Genomic DNA, 22,168 nt, shown 5'->3' on the forward strand with positions numbered 1-22,168 from the left:
TTCCAGAATCTGCTTGGCCGGACGTGTGCCCCGCGCTAGGTCTCCATCGTGACGAGCCAGAAACCCATCGAGCAAGCGGTCAGCGCCGCCATCCTGCCCGCGCCATTTACCAGGTGGTTCGCCGAACGCGGCTGGGCGCCGCGCGCCCACCAGCTCGAGCTTCTTGCCGAGGCGCAGCGCGGCAGTTCGCTGCTCCTGATCGCTCCTACCGGCGCCGGCAAGACGCTGGCGGGCTTCCTGCCCAGCCTGACCGATCTCGCCGGCAGGCCGAAACGCCGTCCAGGCGAGGCCCGGCGCGGCATCCACACGCTCTACATCTCGCCGCTGAAGGCACTCGCCGTCGATATCGAGCGCAACCTCGCCCGCCCGGTGAGCGAAATGAACCTGCCTGTCGTGATCCAGACGCGCACCGGCGACACCCCCGCCCACAAGCGCCAGCGCCAGAAGCTCGCACCGCCCGACATATTGCTGACCACGCCCGAGCAACTCGCCCTGCTGCTCGCCGGGCCGGACGCTGCCCGCTTCTTCGCCGACCTGCGCTACGTCGTCTTCGACGAGTTGCATTCGCTGGTCACCTCCAAGCGCGGCCATCTTCTGGCGCTCGGCCTCGCCCGGCTGAGGACCATGGTGCCAACGCTCCAGGCCATCGGCCTGTCGGCGACCGTCGCCGATCCGGACGGGCTTCGGCGCTGGCTGGTCGGCCAGAACCCGCCGGGCGGCATGGCCGATCTGATCACCGTTTCGGGTGGCGCCAAGCCGGATGTCTCGGTGCTGGATTCGCGCGAGCGGGTGCCGTGGCAGGGCCACTCGTCGCGCTATGCCATTCCCGAGATTTACGACATGGTCAGGCAGCACAATACGTCGCTGCTCTTCGTCAACACGCGCAGCCAGGCGGAACTGCTGTTTCAGGAACTGTGGCGGATCAACGAGGATTCGCTGCCGATTGCGCTGCATCACGGCTCGCTCGACGTCAGCCAGCGCCGCCGCGTCGAGAAGGCGATGGAGACCAACAGCCTGCGTGCCGTCGTCGCCACGTCGACGCTCGATCTCGGCATCGACTGGGGCGACGTCGATCTCGTCATTCATGTCGGCGCACCCAAGGGCGCCAGCCGTCTGGCCCAGCGCATCGGCCGCGCCAACCACCGCATGGACGAACCGTCCAAGGCAATCCTCGTTCCCTCGAACCGCTTCGAGGTGCTGGAGTGCCGCGCCGCGCTGGAGGCCTCGACCGTCGGCGCGCAGGACACGCCGCCGCTCGTCGAGGGCGCGCTCGACGTGCTGGCGCAGCATGTCCTCGGCACCGCCTGCGCCGCACCCTTCGACGCCACCGAGCTCTACCGCGAGGTCGTCACCGCCGAGCCCTATGCCGACCTCGACCGCGAGACCTTCGACCGCGTCGTCGATTTCGTCGCCACCGGCGGCTATGCGCTGAAGACCTATGAGCGCTATGCCCGTATCCGCAAGACCAAGGACGGGCTGTGGCGGGTTAGCCATCCGCGCGTTGCCCAGCAATACCGCCTCAATGTCGGCACCATCATCGAGGTTCCGGCGCTCAACGTGCGCTATGTCCGCGCCGGCAGGGGGGCGGCATCGCGCGGCGGCCCGACGCTCGGCAAGATCGAGGAGGCGTTTCTGGAGACGCTGGTCTACGGCGACACCTTTCTCTTCGCCGGCAAGATCCTGCGCTTCGAGGGTATCCGCGAGAACGAGTGCTATGTCTCCAACGCGCCCGGCAAGGACGCCAAGGTGCCGTATTACGGTGGCGGCAAGTTCCCGCTCTCGACCTATCTGGCCGACCAGGTGCGCGGCATGCTGGCAGATCCGAAGCGCTGGAAGGCGCTGCCGGGCCAGGTCGCCGACTGGCTGCGCCTGCAGGCGAAGGTCTCGGTACTGCCCAAACGCGGTGACCTCCTGGTCGAGACCTTTCCGCGCGCCGAGCGCTTCTACATGGTCGCTTATCCTTTCGAGGGGCGCCTCGCGCACCAGACGCTTGGCATGCTCCTTACCCGGCGCCTCGAGCGCATGGGCGCTCGCCCGCTCGGCTTTGTCGCCACCGACTATGTGCTCGGCGTCTGGGCGCTTGGCGACATGGGGCAGATGTTCAAGTCGGGAAAGATCCCGCTCGGCGAACTGTTCGACGAGGACATGCTCGGCGACGATCTCGATGCATGGCTTGCCGACAGCTGGATGCTGAAGCGCACCTTCCGTGCCTGCGCCATGATCTCTGGCCTCATCGAGAAGCGCTATCCCGGCCAGGAGAAGAGCGGCCGCCAGGTGACCGTCTCGGCCGACCTGATCTACGACGTGCTGCGCACCCACGAGCCGGACCACATCCTGCTGCAGGCCACGCGCGCCGATGCTGCGGCCGGGCTTCTCGATGTCAGGAGGCTCGCCGACATGCTCTCGCGCATTCGCGGTCGAATCATGCATAAGGACCTCGAACGCATCTCGCCGCTCGCGGTGCCAATCATGCTGGAGGTCGGCAGGGAGCGGGTCGATGGCGAGGCGAGCGAGTCTCTGCTGTCGGAGGCGGAAGGATTGATAGAAGAGGCGATGGGACGTTGATGGCGGCAGATGCTTTGGCAGGCGAGCGTGGCGACGGCACGGAGATCGACATTGCCGGCGAGCGCGCGTGGTGCGATCCACGCGGCGCGCTTTATTTCCCTGCGCTCGGCCTGCTTTGCGTTTCCGACCTGCATCTGGAGAAGGGTTCCTCACTTGCCCGGCGCGGCATGCTGGTGCCCCCCTATGACACCGCCGCGACGCTGCTCAGGCTGCAGGCGGTCATCGACCACTACCGCCCTAAGACGGTGGTCAGCCTTGGCGACAGTTTCCACGATGCCGATGCCTCGGCCCGCCTGCCGGCTGCCTTGCGCGCCGATCTCGCGGCTCTCACCGTGGGCCGCGACTGGTTCTGGGTTGCCGGCAATCACGACCCGCGCCCACCGGCCGGCCTGCCGGGTGACACCGTCGATGCGCTTGCCGTCGGCGCGTTGACCTTCCGGCATGAGCCCACGGCGGCTGCGCCTGCGGGGGAGATCGCCGGCCACCTGCATCCTTGTGCCCGCATCGTGCAGCGCGGCCGTTCGGTGCGCCGGCGTTGCTTCGCCACCGACGGAGCGCGGGCCATCATGCCGGCCTTCGGGGCCTATACGGGATCGCTCAACGTGCTTGACCGCGCCTATGCCGGGCTGTTCCGGCGTGACGGACTGATGGCCTACATGATCGGTGCGCGCCGCGTTTTCGCCATTGCCGGCGGCCTGCTGCAGCCGGGCTGACGGACCTCAGTCCCGGCGGAAAATGACGCGGCCGAGCCAGCCGGTCAGCATCGCCAGCGCTACCGCAAATGCACCATAGAAGAAGCTGTGTTCGCCCGCGTAGCGCGCGAGCGACTGCTCGAAGCCGGACTTGACGATGGCGAGCTGGGCGGAGTTTTCCTTGATGAAGACGCCGTTGCGGAACAGGAAGGCGCGCGCCTTGTGCGTGCCGACCGGCACGTTGGGCGACAGGGGAAGCGAGGCGCGGAACAGGCTCTGCGACAGGAACTCGACACCGCCAACGCGCACGCTGAACAGGCCGAGCGCCGTCTTGCGTTCGCGCAGCGCCGCCTCGAAGGCATCGATCGTCGCCGGGTTGCCTTCCCTGTCGAGCGGTTCGATGTGCAGATTGTCGGCGCCGAGAGCCAGTTGCTTGTAGTTGTTGGGATCGGTGATGTCCTGCATCACCCGCGTGGTCGCCACCGAGTAAGACACGGGCACGTTGACGAAGGTCTCCGATTCCATGTTGATCCACATGCCGAGGAAGCGATCCTTCTTGCGCACCACGACGGGGCGCGACGGACCCTCAAGCACGACGATCACGTCGTAGCGGCCCTGCCGGTTGATCAGCGGATCGGCGTTTTCCAGCGATCCGAAGATGGTCAGGTCGGCGCCGGTGAAATCGGCGGTAATGGCGATCCTGTCCGTCGACAGGCCGATCTGGATCGATTCCGGGTTCTGCACTTGCAACGGGTTCTGCACCGCGTCCTGCGCTGCGGCCGGCATCGCGAGTGCCAGCGCGGCGGCAAGTGCAAGGAATGGGAGGTGGCGCCTCATCTAGCTGTCCGCCCCGGCCAGAGAGAAGAGCGAGCTGGGGCGCACGAAGAGGTCGAAGCCGAGCCTCAGCGCCACCGCCAACACCAGTATCGCAAGCAGCGCGCGCAACTGCTCGCCGCGCAGCTTCTGCCCTGCCTTGGCACCGTATTGCGCACCGGCGACACCGCCGACCATCAGCACGAAGGCCAGCACGATGTCGACGGTCTGGTTGGTCGAGGCATGCACGATGGTCGTATAAGCGGCGACGAAGATGATCTGGAACAGCGATGTCCCCACGACCACGTTGGTCGGAACCTTGAGCAGGTAGATCAGCGCCGGCACCATGATGAAGCCGCCGCCGACGCCCATGATAGACGACAGGAAGCCGATGCCGGCGCCGAGCGCGATTACCGGGATCACGCTGACGAAAAGCTTCGAGGCCCGAAACCGCATCTTGAGCGGCAGCCGGTGGATCCAGTTGTGCTGGCCGGGCTTCTTCAGCGTGGCCGGCGTCGCTGCGCCGCGCGACAGGCGGATCGCGTTGACGCTCTCGACCAGCATCAGGCCGCCGACCGAACCGAGCAGCGCCACGTAAAGCAGCGAGATGAAGAGGTCGAGCTGACCGAGGTCGCGCAGCAGCGAGAAGACGTAGATGCCGACTGTCGAGCCCACTATGCCGCCGCCGAGCAGCACCGTCCCGAGCTTGAAGTCGAGCGTTCCCCGCTTGAAATGCGCGAGCGCGCCCGAGAAGGACGAGGCGATGACCTGGTTGGCGCCGGTGGCCACCGCGATGGCCGGGGGAATGTTGTAGAAGATCAGCAGCGGGGTGATCAGGAAGCCGCCGCCGACCCCGAACATGCCCGAGAGGAACCCGACCGCCGCGCCCATGGCAAGCAGTACGAAAACGTTGACGGATAACTCCGCGATCGGGAGATAGATGCCCACCCGCTGACTCGATTGTTGCTGCCTGTCGGCGTCGACCCGTCCCGTACGAGTAGAATGCTTCGAGGATTTAAGCCGTTCTTGCGCCGACAATGCGGCGAAGTCAAACTTCGCCGCATTGTCGAAACAAAAAACATCTTCAACCAGTTAACGCTGGTTTCGCTATTGCATGATGGTCCAGTCGCGACGGATCGCGGCCTTATTTGCGATCCAGAAGCGCGCGAGCAACCTGCTGGTCGATCTCGCCGGTTGGCTTCATCCCGTTATCCTTCTGGAAGGCGGCGATCGCGGACTTCGTCTTGCCACCCAGAACGCCGTCGGGATTGCCTGCCTGGTAGCCGTTCTTGTTCAGGATGACCTGGATGTTCTTGATCGCCTTGGTCATGTCGACGCTGGCGGTCTGGTCCTGCGCCTCGCGCCAGGAGTCCGGGATATCGACAGAGTTCGCTTCGGCGTTCAGTTCCTTGGCCTTCCACAGTTCCGTGGCGGCGCGGGCGCGCTCCAGCTGTTCCGGGCGCAGCGCGTTGGCGATCTCGTCGCGCTTGTCGGCAGCGTCCTTGTCGCCGGTCTTGGCCACCAGCGCGAACCACTTGTAGGACTCTTCCAGGCTCTGCGGCATGCCGACGCCCTTGGCGGTCAGGATCCCGAGATTGAACTGGCTGTCCTTGACGCCGAGTTCCGCGGCGCGGGTAAACCACTTGGCGGCCGAGTCGTTGTCGGAGACGCCTTCGGCGCCCATGGCGTCGAGCACGGCGAGATTGTGCATGGCGCTGGCATTGCCCTGCTCGGCGGCCTGCAGGTACCACTGGCGCGACTTTTTCAGGTCGCGCTGTACGCCGAGGCCCTTCTCGTAAAGATTGCCGATGCGGTACTGCGCGGGCGCGAAGCCGAATTCGGCCGACTTTTCGTACCACGACGCGGCCCGCGTCATGTCGGACTTCACACCGCGTCCGTCCGCATAGCGCGTGGCGATCTCGAACAGCGCCTTGGGGTCGCCGGATTCGGCGGCTTCGCGCAGCAGGACCGGACCGGCTTCCGCCGGCACGTCGATGACGATCTCGGCGGCTTCACCGGTGTCGCCGAGCGACGCGGTCACCGTCTCCGGCGGCGATACCGCGGCGACCTTGACCTGTTCCATGGCTTCCGGTTCCTCGGTCTCGGCGGCGGACTGTTCCGGCATCGCCGGCTCCATCTCGTCCATCGCGGCCGCGACGTCGTCCATGGGCTGCTCGTCGGTGGCGCCGGCCATCATGTCCATGTCGGAGCCCTCGAGGTCGTCCGAGGCATCCTCCAACGCCTGGTCGCCGGCCGCCATTTCCGGCTCGGAGTCCATGTCCTGTATCGTAGCGTCGTCGAGCGCTGCCATTTCCGGCTCCGCCGCGGCGCCGAGCTGCGCCTTGGCAGAAAGATCGGAAGAGCCGTTGGGCTCGTCCTGCATGAAAGCCTTGCCGAGTTGCAGGCCCGCCAGCGCCAACATGACAACGGCGGTGCCCATCAGGATCGGCTTGCGCCGCGATTTGAGCAGGTCGCCGATGCGCAGCGCCTTGACTGGGCTGCCGATGTCGGTCTTGCGCCGGTTGATCTGCGATTCGGCAGCCGCAGCCTGGGCAGCCCGCCGCGCCGCGGCGATGAAGTCGGACTTGGCGGCGTCGGAGTCGTTAACGCGGGCCGTCTGGCCGCGTTCGTCGCGCACCCGCTTCATGATGGCGTTGAGGTCTGGCGTGCCTGAGCCCGGCTCGAGGGGACGGTTGGCAATCTTTGGATCGAGCGGTGCATCGAGGTCGACGCTCGGTGCAACGTCGATATCGTCGTCGGGCAGGTCCGGTCCGGCCAGTACGGTCGCGGGCGCCTGCTTCTTCTTGCCGAGCGCGCGGGTAAGAGCGCCGAGCATCGAGCGACCGCGTCCGCTTTCTGCCGCATCGGAGGGAGGCTCGTCGCCCAGTGCGGCGATGGCAGCAGCGGCAGCGGCTTCCGCCGGCGTGCGTTCTGTCCTGGCCCGCGCGGGTGGCGGTGCCACGGTCGAATCGTCGCGCTGCAGCGGCTCGTCCAGCGCCAGCGTGCCCTCGGCATCGATGGACGGAGCGTCCTCGATCGTCTTCTTGCGCGGCAGCGGCGCCGGCTCGTCGTCCTCGCCGTCCACGTCGCCGTCACCTTCCAGCGAACCCAGCCGGTCAACGATCTTCAGCAGCGTGTCGTGGATCGCCTCGAAGGTCTTGCTGTTTCGTTCGTCCGAGCGACGCGTCAGCGCCTCCAGGGATTTCAGGTCCTGCGCCAGGCCGGCCACCGCGGCCGACTCGGCCTGGCTGCCGGCCAGTGACTTGGCGGCATTCTCGGCAGCGTCACGCGCCGCCTCCAGAACGGTCTCGCGGCTGCCCGCGATCGACTTCTCGATTTCTTCCAGCCGGGGCGAGATGTCCTCGTAGGCCGGCAGTGGCGCATTCGGCTGTGACAGGTGCGCCGACAGCCCGGCGACCTGGGACTCAAGGTTGCGCACCAAATCGGGGTCGATGCCGGTGTACTGGCTGGCCGACTGGTCGATCTGCCTGGCGATGCTTTCGAGACGAGCCTCGAGACCGCGGATTGCCGCCTCGGCAGCCTTGTCCGGCTTGTTTCCCTCAAGCTGCTTGGCCATTGCCGAGAAGCGTTCGTCGATCACGCTCATGATGCCGGAATTGTCGAGCGTCGCTTCGCCCTGCCGGCGCTCGATCCGCTCTGCAACCTCGTCCAGACGCCGCTCGAGCTCACGAAACAGCATGTTGCCCTGTTCCAGCGCGTCGCCCTGGCGGCGTTCCATCAAGCCCGACAGAACTTCGAACCGCTGCTCTATGCCCGAAAAGATCTCGTTGGCGTCGGGCATAGGTGGCGCCCGGTCGATCTTGTCGGCGATCGACGCGATCTGGTGTGCCAGACGTTCGATGGTCTCGTCGGGCAGCGCGTTGTGCGCGGCCATTTCGTCGACCCGCTCTGACAGCATGTTGAGGCGGCTGATGATCTCTCCGGTCGGCCGGTCCTCGACCACTTCCTCGATCTGCCGCGCCAGCGCCGACATGCGCGCCTCGATGCGCTCGAAGGGTTCGGGGTCGAACTGCGGCGTCTGTGCCGCCACCGTCGCGCTTACGATGGCGCGCGAAATCTCGTCGAGCCGCTCCTCGATCTGGCCGAAAGTCTCTGTCGTCTTGCCACCCTGCTGCTCGATGAAGTGGTCGAGTGCGCCGGCAAGCGTGCGCACCTTGTCCTCGAGCGACCGGATCGACTGCGATTCGGGCAGCCTGCCGACGGCATCGTTGATCTGTTCGAGGCGGCTGGTCAGGCCGGACAGGTCGATCTCGCCCGGCCGCTGGGCGGCGACCGACGAGACGTGGTCCTGGAAATCGCTGAAGCGGCGGTCGAAGTCGTCCCAGCGCCGGTCGACCGAACGCACGGTCTCCTCCCGCGCCACCATGTCCAGCGCGTCCCGCATCTGTTCGATCTCGAGGCGCAGCATGTTGACGTTCTTGTCATCGCTGCGTTCGGCGAGCGACTGCACGGTGCCCGAAAGCCTTTCGACATCCTGGCCAAGCTGGGCAAGCGCCCTGCCGGAGCCAGCGGCCGCGGCGCGCTCGATCTCCTGGCGCAGCGTTTCGAATTCACGCCTGACGCCCGAGGTGACCTGATTGCGCAGTTCTTCCCGCAAACCCTTTATCTCTTCGGAAATCTTGCCGAAGGCCGCGACACCGTCCTCTTGGCTTCGGACGCGTTCGATGTCGCGCGCAATGGAACGGTAGGGCTGCTCGAAAGCGCTGCGATTCTCACTGGCGCGCGGCATTTCTGGCCGGCGGGGGGCCTCGTAGGCCGGCGGCGAATCCTGCTGCGCCGGGGCACGCGAATAGCCTGCCACCTCTTCCCGGTTGCGGTCGATTCGCTGCTCCAGCGTTTCGAGCGACCGGTTGAGTTGCTCCAGCGACGCATAGGAACGGCGCTGTCTGCCCGCGTTGATTGCGTCTATGTAAGACCGCTTGCTGTTCATCGAAACGCCCGTTTGCCAGTTTGCTGGTTTTCGACCAGTTTCCGTATAGTTCCCTGCCGGGACCGGAGCGGCCGCACTTGAGGCGGAAGAAGACTTCCGGGCTTTCGCCTGCGAACTCCGGGAAACCGTGAACAATTCGATACAGGATAAACACGGGGGACCGACATGCGCACATTTCCCCCAACGTGGTAAACAAGGCGTTAACCAAACTTAAGAATTGGGAACTATCGGCGGATGTGACGATTTCTGCACCTGAGGGGGTGTTTCAAACTGCCGCATCAGTTTCAACCAGAGCGCGCTTGCATGACCGGGCGGCAATCAATATATCCCTTACGTAAACGTAAGCAGCGTCTTGCGAGACGCGTCTTGCGATTTTTCTCAACGAAACCACGATCGGACACCGCCCCCGCCGGATCCGGTCAGGCGTTCTTGAACGCCACAAACGGGGAAAGCCAAAATGACAACCATGCTTAAGAGGGCTGGCGAAGCCGTGGCCAACAACAATAACAACAACGATGCAACCATGAGCGCTGAAGAAGAATTCGTTCGAATCGGCGAAATGGCGAGAAAGTACGGCGTCACGTTGCGCGCCCTGCGCTTCTACGAAGACAAGGGGCTGATCGCTCCCAAGCGTGAAGGGTCGACCCGTCTTTATTCGCGTCGCGACAATGCGCGGCTGAAGCTTATTCTCCTTGGCCGCAAGATCGGCTTTTCGCTGCGCGATGTGAAGCAGATCATGGATCTCTACGATCCGTCGGGCGCCAACATCAAGCAGCTGCGTCTTGCGCTGGACAAGTCCGAGAAGCAGATGGCGCGCCTGCAGAAGCAGCGGGCCGTCATCGACGACGCCGTCGGCGAGCTGTCCAATCTGATGGCTGACGTGCGCGCCAAGCTGGCCGATCGCACTCCGGCTTCGGCCGTGGCCGCGCGCTAGAACCGACTGACAATCTGACCGGCGGCAGCTGCCTGGCAGCGCTGCCCCAATTGCGCCGCGGAGCCTCTGGTCCCGCGGCGCAACTGTTTCAAGAATCCCATTGACGTTTACGCAAACGTCAATATTTTGAGCGCGGCCGCCGTGGCGGTCTTGCAGTGCGCCTAGGAGTGTTCCACAAGGCGTGCACACCGCGTCTTGGAGGAGATTTCATGCCGAGCTACACGGCTCCCGTCCGCGATTCGCTATTCGTGCTGAATGAAGTCTTCGGCTACGAGCGCTACAACAACCTTCCAGGTTTTGCCGACACGCCGCCCGATGTGCTGGAAGCCATCCTGGCCGAGGGCGCGAAGATCGCCGAAAACGTCATGCAGCCGCTCAACCGGGTCGGCGATCTCGAGGGCTGCGTGCGCGCCGACGACGGCTCCGTCACGACGCCAGAAGGCTTCGGCCAGGCCTATCAGCAGTACCGCGAAGGCGGCTGGATGGGACTTGCTGCACCTGCCGAGTTTGGCGGGCAGGGGCTTCCCTACACCGTTCACACGGCCGTTTCTGAATTCATGGTTTCGGCCAACATGTCGCTGATGATGTATCCGGGGCTCACCCAGGGCGCCATCGCGGCCATCGTCACCCACGGCACCGACGAGCAGAAGGCGAAGTGGCTGCCCAAGATGGTGGACGGCCTGTGGACCGGCACCATGAACCTGACCGAACCGCATTGCGGCACAGATCTTGGCCTGCTGCGCACCAAGGCCGTGCCTGCCGACGACGGCAGCTACAGGATTTCCGGCCAGAAGATCTTCATCTCGGCCGGCGACCATGACATGGCCGAGAACATCGTCCACCTGGTTCTCGCCCGCATCGAGGGTGCGCCGAAGGGCGTCAAGGGCATCTCGCTGTTCATCGTGCCGAAGCTGAAACTCGATGCCGAGGGTAATCCGGGCGAGGGTAACGGCGTGTCCTGCGGCTCGCTGGAAGAGAAGATGGGCATCCACGGCAACGCCACCTGCGTCATGAACTACGACGAGGCGACCGGCTACCTGCTCGGCGAGGAGCATGGCGGCCTGAAAGCCATGTTCACGATGATGAACGAGGCGCGGCTCGGCGTCGGCCTGCAGGGCCTGTCGATTTCCGAGGTCGCCTATCAGAACGCCGTCGCCTATGCCCGCGACCGCCTGCAGGGCCGCTCGCTGTCGGGGCCGAAGGCTCCAGACAAGCCGGCCGATCCGATAATCGTCCACCCCGACATCCGCCGCTCGCTGATGACCATGAAGGCCTTCAACGAGGCCGGCCGCGCGCTGGTGCTCTGGACCGCCATCAAGTCCGACATCGCCCACCGTTCGGCCGACGCGGGCGACCGCGAGATTGCCAGCGACTACACCGGCCTGATGACCCCGATCGTCAAGGGCGTGCTGACCGACAAGGGTTTCGAGCACGCCGTCATGGCGCAGCAGGTTTTCGGCGGCCACGGATACATCGAGGAATGGGGCATGAGCCAGTTCGTGCGCGATGCCCGCATTGCCATGATCTACGAGGGCGCCAACGGCATCCAGGCGCTCGACCTCGTCGGCCGCAAGCTGGCGCTGAACGGCGGTCGCGCCGTGCAGGCCTTCTTCAAGGAGGTCGGCGACTTCTGCGAGGAGAACCGTTCCGACGAGAAGATGGCGCCCTACACCAAGGGCCTGAAGAAGGGCCTGAACGACCTGCAGGCCGCCACCATGTGGCTTATGCAGAACGCCATGGCCAAGCCCGACAATGCGGGCGCCGCCTCGACCGACTACATGCATCTCTTCGGCCTCGTCGCGCTCGGTTACATGTGGGCGCAGATGGTCAAGGTCGCCAATGCGAACCTTGCCGACGGCGCTTCCGGCGATGCCGCCTTCTACGAGAACAAGCTTGTCACCGGCCGCTATTTCATGGAGCGTGTGATGCCCGAGACGGCGGCGCATCTCGCCCGCATCTCCAGCGGCGCGGACACCATGATGGCGCTGCCGGCCGAGGCGTTCTAGGCACTAGCTTCCAATCCATGTGGAGGATGACTTGGCAACAAAAGGCGATCTAGTTGATTGGGTGCGGGATGCGCTGAAGTCTGCCGGTGGGACAGCGACGATTCTCTATGTTGCAAAATACATCTGGAAGCATCACGAGAACGAACTGAAGCAAACAGACCTGTTTTATACCTGGCACTACGACATGCGTTGGGCCGCCACCGAACTCCGTAAGAAGGGTATCATGGTCTCCGCTGAAGAAGACCGGAGAGGTAAATGGACGCTCAAGTAGTCGTTAACCTGAGGGCGTCGTTGTGACCGCGCCCGCCGATATCCTTGGTCTGCCGAAGCCGGCCTGGGCCGCCGACGACGTCGCCATGCTCTACGACATGGCGACGCGTTTCATGTTGGAAGAAATCGCGCCGCGCTACGACGAGTTCGAGAATAACGACATGGTCGACCGCGCGAGCTGGGAAAAGGCGGGTGCGGCCGGGCTGCTCTGCGCCTCGATGCCGGAAGAGTACGGCGGCTCGGGCGGCACCTTCGCGCATGAGAGCGCCATCATCGAGGCCATGGCCCATGTCGGGGTCGACGGTTTCGGCATCGGGCTGCACAACGCCATCGTCGCGCCCTACATTCTTCACTACGGATCGGAGGAGCAGAAAAAGAAGTGGCTGCCGAAGATGGCGACCGGTGAACTCATCGGGGCCATCGCCATGACCGAGCCGGGCGCCGGTTCCGACCTGCAGGGCGTCAAGACGCGTGCCGAGAAGGATGGAAACCACTACAAGATCAACGGCTCGAAGACCTTCATCACCAACGGCCAGCACGCCAACCTGATCATTGTGGTCGCCAAGACCGATCCGGCAGCTGGCGCAAAGGGGACCTCGCTGATCGTTGTCGAGACCGACGGGCTCGAGGGTTTCGAGCGCGGCCGCAACCTCGACAAGATCGGCCTGAAGGCGAACGACACCTCCGAGCTCTTCTTCAACGACATGCGCGTCCCGACCTCCTGCCTGCTCGGCGCCGCGGAGGGCCAGGGATTTGTCCAGTTGATGCAGCAACTGCCGCAGGAGCGCCTGCAGATCGGCACTGGCGCCATCGGCATGATCGAGCGCGCGCTGTCGCTCACCATCGACTACGTCAAGGAGCGCAAGGCCTTCGGCAAGGCGGTTATCGACTTCCAGAACACCCAGTTCAAGCTGGCCGAACTGAAGACCGAGGCCACCGTCGGGCGTGTCTTCTACAATGATTGCGTCGCCCGCCACATCGCCGGCGGGCTCGATCCGGTCACCGCCTCGATGGCGAAGTACTGGCTCAGCGACCTTCAAGGAAAAGTGGTCGACGAGTGCCTTCAATTGCACGGCGGCTATGGCTACATGAATGAATACCCGATCGCCCGCATGTTCCGCGACGCGCGCGTGCAGCGCATCTACGGCGGCACGAACGAGATCATGAAACTGCTGATCGCCCGCAGCCTCTGAGCGCGAGCGGTCAGGAAATCAGGAGAACGAAAATGGCCGAAGCCTATGTCTATGACGCCGTGCGCACCCCGCGCGGCCGCGGCAAGAAGGATGGTTCCCTGCACGAGGTGCCGGCCGTGCGCCTCGGCGCGAAGGTCCTGGAATCGCTGCGCGACCGCAACGGTATCGACACATCCAAGGTCGACGATATCATCTTCGGTTGCGTCGACCCGGTCGGCGAAGCCGGCGCCGTCATCCCGCGCTCGGCCGCCTTCGAGGCCGGCTACGACATGGCCGCACCCGGCATGCAGATCTCGCGCTTCTGCGCCTCGGGTCTCGACGCCATCAACTTCGGCGCCGCCAAGATCGCGCAGGGCGCCGACGACATCGTCATTGCCGGCGGCGTCGAGAGCATGTCGCGTGTCGGCATGGGCGCCTCGGGCGGCGCCTGGTACATGGACCCGTCCGTCGGGCTGCCTGGCTGGTTCGTGCCGCAGGGCATCTCGGCCGATCTCATCGCCACCAAGTATGGCTTCAGCAGAGACGACGTCGACGCCTATGCCGTCGAGAGCCAGAAGCGCGCCGCCAAGGCCTGGGACGATGGCCGCTTCAAGAACTCCGTCATTCCGGTCAAGGACCAGAACGGCCTGACCATTCTCGACCGCGACGAGCATATGCGCCCGACCACCGACATGCAGTCGCTTGCCTCGCTGAACCCCTCCTTCGTCATGCCTGGCGAAATGGGCGGCTTCGACGCCGTCGCCGTCCAGAAGCATCCGGAAGTCGAATCGGTCAATCACGTCCACCATGCCGGCAATTCGTCCGGCATCGTCGACGGCGCTGCCGCCGTGCTGCTCGGCTCCAAGAAGGCAGGCAAGACGCTCGGTCTGAAGCCGCGCGCCCGCATCCGCGCCTTCGCCAATATCGGCTCGGAGCCGGTGCTGATGCTGACCGGCCCGGTCGACGTCACCGAAAAGCTCCTGAAGCGCGCCAAGATGAAGATTTCCGACATCGATCTGTTCGAGCTCAACGAGGCCTTCGCCTCGGTCGTGCTGCGCTACATGCAGGCCTTCGACATTCCCCACGACAGGATCAACGTCAATGGCGGTGCGATTGCCATGGGCCACCCGCTCGGCGCCACCGGCGCGATGATCTTCGGCACCGTTCTCGACGAGCTGGAGCGCCGCGATCTCAACACCGCGCTGGTCACGCTCTGCATCGGCGCCGGCATGGGCACGGCGACGATCATCGAACGGGTCTGATCCGGCGATGTACGTCCCCCAGCAATTCCGCGAGGAGCGCCGCGACGTGCTGGTCGCGGCGATGCGCGACATCCAGCTGGCGGCCATCGTCACGCAGGATGCCGACGGTCCCTGCGCCACGCACGCGCCGGTCGTGGTGCGCGAGGAGGGGGACGAACTGCTGCTCGAATTCCACGTCGCGCGGCAGAACCCGCACTGGCAGCTGGCCGGGCAAAAATCCCTGGCGATGTTCCAGGGACCGCAGGCCTACATCCATCCGGGCTGGTACCAGAGCAAGGCCGAGCACGGACGGGTGGTGCCGACCTGGACCTATGTCATGGTGCACGCCCACGGTACTCTGGCCGCGATGGAAAGCGAGGCCGAACTGCTCGCCCATCTCAACCAGCTCACCAGCCGCAATGAGGCCGGGCGCGAAGAGCCCTGGGCCGTGTCGGACGCGCCGCAAAAATACATCCAGGGCATGACGCGCGCCATTGTCGGCCTGCGCATGAAGGTCGAGCGCCTCGAAGGCAGCTGGAAGCTCAACCAGCACAAATCGGACGGTGACAGGACGGGCGTTCAGGCCGGCCTTGCCACCGAAACGGATACTGACGCGCAAGCCATCTCCGCGCTGATGCGCGGGCTTGAGAGCGGGCGCGTGCCCGCCGCGAAACCATAAGCAAAGGTAGACCAGACATGACCTACACCAACTTCACGGTCGACACGGACGCCGACGGCATCGCGCTCGTCACCTGGGACATGCCCGAGAAGTCGATGAACGTCTTCACCGAGGAAGTGATGCGGGAGCTCGACGCCATCGTCGACGCCACCGTCGCCGACGAGAAGGTCAAGGGCGTGGTCTTCACCTCCGGCAAGGACAGTTTCTCCGGTGGCGCCGACATCACCATGCTGCAGAAGATGCTGAAGGCCTTCGCCCGCGACAAGGCCAAGGATCCCGAGAAGGCGGCGAAGGCTCTGTTCGACAATGCCGGTTACATGAGCGGTCTCTTCCGCAAGATCGAGACCTGCGGCAAGCCATGGGTCTCGGCCATCAACGGCACCTGCATGGGCGGCGCCTTCGAGCTGTCGCTTGCTTGCCACGGCCGCGTCGCCGCCGATAGCGACAGGGTCAAGATGGCGTTGCCCGAGGTCAAGATCGGCATCTTCCCCGGTGCCGGCGGCACCCAGCGCGTGCCGCGCCTGACCGACCAGCAGCAGGCGCTGCAGATGCTGACGTCGGGCCAGTCGCTGACGCCGAAGAAGGCCAAGGCCATGGGCCTGATCCACGAGATCGCCGCGCCCGAAAACCTCGTCGAGGCCGCCAAGGCGATGATCAAGGGCGGCCTCAAGCCGGTCGCTCCCTGGGACGAAAAGGGTTTCCGGCTGCCCGGCGGACAGGTCTACTCGGCCGCCGGCGCCAATCTCTGGCCGGCGGCCATCGCCATCCTGCGCCGCGAGACCTACGGCAACTATCCCGCCGCCGCCGCCATCCTGAAATGCGTCTACGAGGGCCTGCTCGTTCCCTTCGACACAGGTCTCAGGATCGAGCAGCGCTATTTCACCGAGATCATGCAGACGAAGGAAGCGGCGGCCATGATCCGGTCGCTCTTCGTCTCGTTGCAGGAGCTCAACAAGGGCGCCCGCCGGCCGGCCGGCGAGCCCGAGACGAAGTTCAAGAAGATCGGCGTCATCGGCGCCGGCTTCATGGGCGCTGGCATCGCCTATGTCACCGCCAAGGCCGGCATTCCGGTCGTGCTCATCGACCGCGACATGGAAGCGGCCGAAAAGGGCAAGGCGCATTCGGAAGGCCTGGTTGCCGCCGCCGTCAAGAAGGGGCGCTCCACGGCCGAGGATGGCGAGCGGCTCCTGTCACTGATTACGCCGTCGGCCGACTATGCCGATCTCGACGGCGCCGACCTCGTCATTGAGGCGGTCTTCGAGGATTCCGGCGTCAAGAAGCTCGCCACCGGAAATGCCGAGGCGGTGCTGAAATCCTCGGCGGTCTTCGCCTCCAACACCTCGACCATCCCGATCACCGCGCTGGCCAAGAACTCGGCCCGCCCGAAGAACTTCATCGGGATCCATTTCTTCTCGCCGGTCGACCGCATGATGCTGGTCGAGATCATCCTCGGCAAGAAGACCGGCGACAAGGCGCTCGCCACCGCGATCGACTATGTCCGCGCGATCAAAAAGACGCCGATCGTCGTCAACGACACGCGCGGCTTCTACGTCAACCGCTGCGTGCTGCGCTACATGTCGGAAGCCTACAAGATGCTGATCGAGGGCGTGCCGGCGCCGATGATCGAGAATGCCGCGCGCGCCGCCGGCATGCCGGTCGGCCCGCTGGCGCTGACCGACGAGACCGCCGTCGACCTCGCCCAGAAGATCATGAAGCAGACCATCCGCGATCTCGGCGAGAAGGCCGTCGATCCGGCCCAGATGCAGCTCATCGACACCATGGTCGACACCCATGGCCGCTTCGGCCGCAAGAACGGCAAGGGCTTTTACGACTATCCGGCAAAGCCCGCCAAGAAGTCGCTCTGGCCGGGCCTCAGGGACCTCTATCCGCAGAAGGCTGCCGACGACATCGATTATGAGGAACTGAAGCAGCGCCTGCTGGTCGTCATCGCGCTCGAGGCTGCCCGCGTCATGGAAGAGGGCATCGTCACCGACCCTCGCGAGGCCGATGTAGGCTCGATCCTCGCCTTCGGCTTCGCGCCCTTCACGGGCGGCGCGCTGTCCTACATCGACAGCATCGGAGCGGCGGGGTTCGTTGCCATCGCCAAGTGTCTGCAGAAGAAATACGGAGCCGAGTTCAAGGCGCCGAAGCTTCTCGTCGACATGGCGGCGAAGGGCGAGACCTTCTACCAGCGCTTCGACCCCTACGCGGGACAGTCGAAGAAGGCGGACTGACCGGCCGTCCTCTGCCCCGCCATCGAGGACACTGGAGCTAGCCATGTATGTCTGGGCCCGTCTCGCGCGCACCGTGCTGTCGGCACGGTCGCGCGGAGAATACCGCATGGGCGACGAAAGCCGGCTGGCCTTCCGCTGCCTGCCGACCGACATCGACCTCAACATGCATCTCAACAATGCCCGCTACATGATGCTGGCCGACCTCGGCCGCATCGACATCCTGCTGCGTGCCGGCCTGCTCGGGCTCGCCCGCAAGAACGGCTGGGCGCCGATGATGGGCGGGCTGCAGGCCGTCTTCGTGCGCGAGATCCGGCTGTGGCGGCAATTCGAGGTCGTCTCCACCATCGAGACCTGGGAGGACACCCAGGTCATCGGCCGTCACCGCTTCGTGCTGGAGGACGGCGAGACGGCGGCGCTGGTGATGACGACCGCCGGCATATACGACCGCACCGGCCGGCGTTTTCTTGCCGTCGAGGAACTCAACGCAGCCCTCGGCGTCGAGGTCTCGCCGCGCCCGCCGACCGAAGCCGAAAGCATCTTCATGCGGTCGCACGCCGGTCTGCGACAACTCGCCAAGGGCGGCAGCTAGGCCGCCGGGGCTTTGCGCCGGACGACCCGGTGGCTATGGTCCGCCTGAACGGAGAAGCCCCATGCCCGCAACCATCGACTACTATCTGAGCTCGGTGTCACCCTGGACCTATCTCGGCCACGGCGCCATCTGCGATCTGGCCGCACGGCACGGCGCAAATCTTGTCGTCAAGCCGGTCAATCTCGGCGAGATGTTCAAGGTGTCCGGACAGGTCGGCCTTGCCGATCGCCCCCAGGTGCGCCAGCGCTATCGCCTGATCGAGCTGCAGCGCTACGCCGACTGGCGCGGCATGAAGCTGACGCTGAGACCGAAATTCTTTCCCACAAATCCGGCGCTGGCCGACCACACGATCTGCGCCATCATTGCCGATGGCGGCGATCCGCTCGACTACATGGCGAGCGTCTTTGCCGCTATCTGGGCCGACGAGCGTGACATTGCCGACGAGGCGACGCTGTCCGCCCTCCTGTCGGCTGCCGGCTTCGATGCCGCTGCCGTGCTGGAGCGTGCCAAGACGCCGGAGGTCGCGGCCATCCGGACCCAGAATACAGGCGAGGCGATCCTCGCCGACGCCACCGGCGTGCCTTGCTTCGTGCTGAACGGCGAGCCGTTCTGGGGCCAGGACAGGCTCGACATGCTGGAGCACGCGCTGGTCACCGGTCGTGCTCCGTTCCGGGCATCCTGACGCCGCGCAGGGCTTCCCCGGCGGCTGGACAAGCGCATTCCTCTGGTCTAGGAAGGAAAGGTATTTTTTCCTGTTGCCGGGGAGCGTCCATGCTCTCGCATGACCGTGTCTGGGCCGCGATCGACGCGCTGGCCGAACGTTATTCGCTGTCGGCGTCCGGCCTTGCCAAGCGGGCCGGCCTCGACTCGACCGCCTTCAACAAGTCGAAGCGCCAGTCCTCCGACGGCCGGCCGCGCTGGCCGTCGACGGAATCGGTCGCCAAGATCATCGAGGCGACCAATTCCTCGCTCGACGAGTTCCTGTCGCTGGTCGAAGGCAAGCCGTCTGGCGATCGCCCGTTGCCGGTCCAGCCCTCGACGGTCCCGCTGCTCGGCTTCGCACAGGCGGGTGCGGGCGGCTTCTTCGACGATGCCGGCTTTCCGGCAGGGCAGGGCTGGGACCTGATCGAACTGCCTGCGCAGTCGGGCGAGGGCTCCTATGCGCTGCAGGTGCAGGGCGATTCCATGCTGCCGCTCTACCGCCATGGGGACGTGCTTGTCGTGCAGCCGCATGCGGCGGTCCGCAAGGGCGACCGCGTTGTGGTCAAGACGAGTTCCGGGGAGGTCATGGCCAAGGTGCTGCAGCGCCGCACCGCCAACATCATCGATCTCGTCTCGCTCAATCCGGAACATCCGGACCGCCGGCTCGACGCCGCCGAGGTCGAATGGCTGGCGCGCATCGTCTGGGCGAGCCAGTAGGTCCCCCGGTCGCGATGCAAAGCGCGCCGATCCTCGCCGCCCTGTCTCTCCTCATCGGTGGTGCCGTCATTTCGCTTGGCGGCGGCATGATCGCGTCGCAGGAAGCACTATCGTTCGATCCGCCGGACCAAGTGGAACTCGCCGTAAGCACGGATCAGCCAGACGTTCCGATCGCACCGGGAGCACCCGACAGCGCGCCTACCGCCGCCGTCCCGGCCGCGCCGGCGCAGTCGCGGCTTGTCGCACCGAAAGTCGTCGCGCCGCCGCAGGTCGATCTGCGGGAGTTGCAGCGCGAGGCGCCGCGCGACCCGCTCTCCCAACTCAGTCTCGCCCTGCCGCCGCCGCCCAAGCCGAAGTCATCGAACAAGTGGAGCGGGACGCCCTTCTTCCGGCCCGTTGCCACGGAGTCGGCGGTCTTCCAGTCCATGGACCACACCATCTCGATCGCCGGCACGGAGGGGCTGGCGGCCGACGAGACCTGCCTCACCGATGGCGTGGCATGGCCGTGCGGCGCCCGTGCCCGCGCAGCCTTCCGGCTCTGGGTGCGCGGCCGCGCCTTGGTCTGCAAGGTGCCTGAAGGCGTCGATGCCGTTCACATCATCGCGCCCTGCCGCCTCGGCAAGCAGGACGCGGGCGCATGGCTGGTCTCGAACGGCTGGGCCCGCGCCGCGCCAGGCGGTCCCTATGTCGAGGCCGAGGAGAAGGCGAGGCTCGCCGGCATGGGCATCTTCGGCGCCCCGCCCGATACGTCGGGACTGGGCGCGGTTCCTGCCCCCGCAGCGCCGGTCTTCGAGGACCAGACGATCCTCGCCGAGTAAGATCAGGCGGCGAGCTTGCCGGCGAGCGCCTTCTCGATCAGCGCCCGGGTCTCGCCGATGCCGTAGAGTGCTGCGAAGGAGCCGAAGCGCGGACCGCGCTCCTGGCCGATCAGCACCTGATAGATCATCTGGAAGAAGGCGCCCGAAACGCCGGGCCCACCCTCCGGGCTCTTCTTGGAATGATCCTGGTAGCGCTCGATGGTGCGCGCGGCGTTCAGGCTGGCGTTCTGGATCGCCTCGCCGTCGGCATCGTCGGGCAGCGTCTCCAGTTTCTCGAGCAGCACCGTCAGCGCATGGCGCTCGACGTCGTCGGCCGCCCTGAACACCTTCGCCGGCCGCACGAAATCGTCGAAGTAGCGGATCGCGTAGCCGACCAGCCGGTCGAGTTCGGGGTGCGTCTCGGGCGATGCGCCCTTGGAATAGCGCGAGATGAAGCCCCACAGAACCTCCTTGTTCTGGGCGTTCGAGGCGCTGACGAGGTTGAGCAGCAGCGAGAAGGGCACCGGCATGTCCACCTTCGGCGGATTTCCATCATGCATGTGCCAGACCGGGTTGTTCAGCCTGTCCTTCCAGTCCTGCCGGAAATAGGCCGACAGGTAGGTGTAGTACTCGTCGACGGCCTTCGGGATGACGTCGAAATAGAGCCGCTTCGCCGTCTTAGGCTTCTGGTACATGTAGAGGCCGAGGCTTTCGGTCGGCGCGTAGGCCAGCCACTCGTCGATGGTGATGCCGTTGCCCTTGGACTTCGAGATCTTCTGGCCGATGTCGTCGAGGAACAGTTCGTAGACGAAATGCTCCGGCGCCCGTCCGCCGAGAATGTTGCAAATCCGGTCGTAGATGACGGCGTTGGTCTGGTGGTCCTTGCCGAACATCTCGAAGTCGACGTTGAGGGCCGCCCAGCGCATGCCGAAGTCCGGCTTCCATTGCAGCTTCACCGCGCCGCCGGTCACCGGTAGCGTGGTTTCCTCGCCGTCCTCGTCGAGGAAGGTGATAGTGCCCGCCTTGGCGTCCACCGACTTCATCGGCACGTAGAGCACGCGGCCGGTCTTCGGCGACAGCGGCAGGAAGGGGCTGTAGGTCGCCTGGCGTTCGGGCCCGAGCGTTGGCAGCATCACCTTCATGATGTCGTCGTAGTGTGCCACCGCGCGCAGCAGCACGTCGTCGAAACGGCCCGACTTGTAGTACTCCGTCGCGCTGGCGAACTCGTAGTCGAAGCCGAACGTGTCGAGGAAGCGGCAAAGCATCGCGTTGTTGTGGTCGCCGAAGCTCTTGTAGTCGCCGCCGAACGGGTTCGGCACCGCGGTCAGCGGCTTGTGCAGGTGCGGCTCCAGGAAGGAGCGGTCGGGCACGTTGTCGGGGATTTTGCGCATGCCGTCCATGTCGTCGGAGAAGCAGAGCAGCCTGGTCGGCACCTTGTCCCCGGTCAGCACGCGGAAAGCGTGCCTCACCATGGTGGTACGCGCAACCTCGCCGAAGGTGCCGATATGCGGCAGGCCGGACGGCCCGTAGCCGGTCTCAAACAAGATGGTGTCGGGCCAGTCCTTGCCCTTGTAGCGCGCGATGATCTTGCGCGCCTCCTCGAAGGGCCAGGCCTTGCTTTCGGCCGCCGCGGCGAGCACGTCGGGAGTGAGATCGATGTCGGTTGATCCCGCCATATGGGAAATTCCTGATTATGGCCGGCTGGGCCGGTCGGTAGCGCCGTTCTCTATGAAACCAGACCCGGTGCGTCAACGATGCACCCGGTTTTTCATTGCGGTGCCGCAGCGCGGCTCTTACCTATTCCAG

General features: G+C 65.3%; 17 protein-coding genes. 13 read left to right on the plus strand and 4 right to left on the minus strand.

Annotated elements, in window-relative coordinates; translation table 11 throughout:
- Positions 1–48 precede the first annotated feature (48 nt).
- Both ACT2BZ_RS11895 and pdeM read left to right on the plus strand, forming a co-directional pair.
- Positions 49–2,565: a ligase-associated DNA damage response DEXH box helicase gene (locus ACT2BZ_RS11895; protein ID WP_457941178.1), complete on the plus strand. Its 2,517-nt coding sequence runs from the start codon at positions 49–51 to the stop codon at positions 2,563–2,565.
- A complete protein-coding gene (gene pdeM, locus ACT2BZ_RS11900; RefSeq protein WP_457941179.1) occupies positions 2,565–3,278 on the plus strand; it encodes a ligase-associated DNA damage response endonuclease PdeM in 714 nt (237 codons plus the stop codon). Before ACT2BZ_RS11895 ends, pdeM begins: the two co-directional genes overlap by 1 nt.
- Before the next feature lie 6 nt (positions 3,279–3,284).
- Here pdeM and ACT2BZ_RS11905 read toward each other — a convergent pair whose 3' ends face one another.
- The 3 genes from ACT2BZ_RS11905 to ACT2BZ_RS11915 form a co-directional block, all read right to left on the minus strand.
- The gene (locus ACT2BZ_RS11905; RefSeq protein ID WP_457941180.1) at positions 3,285–4,094 is read right to left on the minus strand and encodes a TIGR02186 family protein; all 810 of its coding nucleotides are present in this window, start codon (positions 4,092–4,094) and stop codon (positions 3,285–3,287) included.
- The gene (locus ACT2BZ_RS11910) at positions 4,095–5,018 is read right to left on the minus strand and encodes a sulfite exporter TauE/SafE family protein (protein ID WP_457941181.1); all 924 of its coding nucleotides are present in this window, start codon (positions 5,016–5,018) and stop codon (positions 4,095–4,097) included.
- 196 nt (positions 5,019–5,214) lie between these two features.
- On the minus strand, positions 5,215–9,021 hold the full coding sequence (locus tag ACT2BZ_RS11915) for a peptidoglycan-binding protein (protein WP_457941182.1): 3,807 nt from the start codon (positions 9,019–9,021) through the stop codon (positions 5,215–5,217).
- A gap of 457 nt (positions 9,022–9,478) precedes the next feature.
- Here ACT2BZ_RS11915 and ACT2BZ_RS11920 point away from each other — a divergent pair, with 457 nt between their 5' ends.
- The 11 genes from ACT2BZ_RS11920 (at position 9,479) to ACT2BZ_RS11970 (ending at position 20,383) form a co-directional block, all read left to right on the plus strand.
- Positions 9,479–9,955: a MerR family transcriptional regulator gene (locus tag ACT2BZ_RS11920; RefSeq protein WP_457941183.1), complete on the plus strand. Its 477-nt coding sequence runs from the start codon at positions 9,479–9,481 to the stop codon at positions 9,953–9,955.
- 209 nt (positions 9,956–10,164) lie between these two features.
- Positions 10,165–11,961, plus strand: coding sequence for an acyl-CoA dehydrogenase (locus ACT2BZ_RS11925; protein WP_457941184.1), 1,797 nt, complete (start codon positions 10,165–10,167; stop codon positions 11,959–11,961).
- A gap of 31 nt (positions 11,962–11,992) precedes the next feature.
- Positions 11,993–12,232: a hypothetical protein gene (locus ACT2BZ_RS11930; RefSeq protein WP_457941185.1), complete on the plus strand. Its 240-nt coding sequence runs from the start codon at positions 11,993–11,995 to the stop codon at positions 12,230–12,232.
- Positions 12,233–12,254: 22 nt separating this feature from the next.
- Positions 12,255–13,424, plus strand: a complete 1,170-nt coding sequence (locus ACT2BZ_RS11935; protein WP_457941186.1) for an acyl-CoA dehydrogenase family protein — start codon at positions 12,255–12,257, stop codon at positions 13,422–13,424.
- 32 nt (positions 13,425–13,456) lie between these two features.
- Positions 13,457–14,665: an acetyl-CoA C-acetyltransferase gene (locus tag ACT2BZ_RS11940; RefSeq protein ID WP_457941187.1), complete on the plus strand. Its 1,209-nt coding sequence runs from the start codon at positions 13,457–13,459 to the stop codon at positions 14,663–14,665.
- Positions 14,666–14,672: 7 nt separating this feature from the next.
- On the plus strand, positions 14,673–15,323 hold the full coding sequence (locus ACT2BZ_RS11945; protein ID WP_457941188.1) for an FMN-binding negative transcriptional regulator: 651 nt from the start codon (positions 14,673–14,675) through the stop codon (positions 15,321–15,323).
- A gap of 17 nt (positions 15,324–15,340) precedes the next feature.
- Positions 15,341–17,557, plus strand: a complete 2,217-nt coding sequence (locus tag ACT2BZ_RS11950) for an FAD-dependent oxidoreductase (RefSeq protein WP_457941189.1) — start codon at positions 15,341–15,343, stop codon at positions 17,555–17,557.
- Between the two features lie 43 nt (positions 17,558–17,600).
- Complete coding sequence (locus tag ACT2BZ_RS11955) at positions 17,601–18,146, plus strand: thioesterase family protein (RefSeq protein ID WP_457941190.1); 546 nt, start codon at positions 17,601–17,603, stop codon at positions 18,144–18,146.
- A gap of 61 nt (positions 18,147–18,207) precedes the next feature.
- On the plus strand, positions 18,208–18,828 hold the full coding sequence (locus ACT2BZ_RS11960) for a DsbA family protein (RefSeq protein WP_457941191.1): 621 nt from the start codon (positions 18,208–18,210) through the stop codon (positions 18,826–18,828).
- 89 nt (positions 18,829–18,917) lie between these two features.
- Positions 18,918–19,565, plus strand: coding sequence for a S24 family peptidase (locus tag ACT2BZ_RS11965; protein WP_457941192.1), 648 nt, complete (start codon positions 18,918–18,920; stop codon positions 19,563–19,565).
- A 14-nt stretch (positions 19,566–19,579) separates the two neighbouring features.
- Positions 19,580–20,383, plus strand: coding sequence for a thermonuclease family protein (locus ACT2BZ_RS11970; protein ID WP_457941193.1), 804 nt, complete (start codon positions 19,580–19,582; stop codon positions 20,381–20,383).
- A 2-nt stretch (positions 20,384–20,385) separates the two neighbouring features.
- Here the strand turns inward: ACT2BZ_RS11970 and ACT2BZ_RS11975 are convergent, their stop codons facing one another.
- On the minus strand, positions 20,386–22,038 hold the full coding sequence (locus ACT2BZ_RS11975; RefSeq protein ID WP_457941194.1) for a lysine--tRNA ligase: 1,653 nt from the start codon (positions 22,036–22,038) through the stop codon (positions 20,386–20,388).
- Positions 22,039–22,168 lie beyond the last annotated feature (130 nt).

It is taken from the genome of Mesorhizobium sp. 10J20-29 (genome assembly GCF_054130485.1).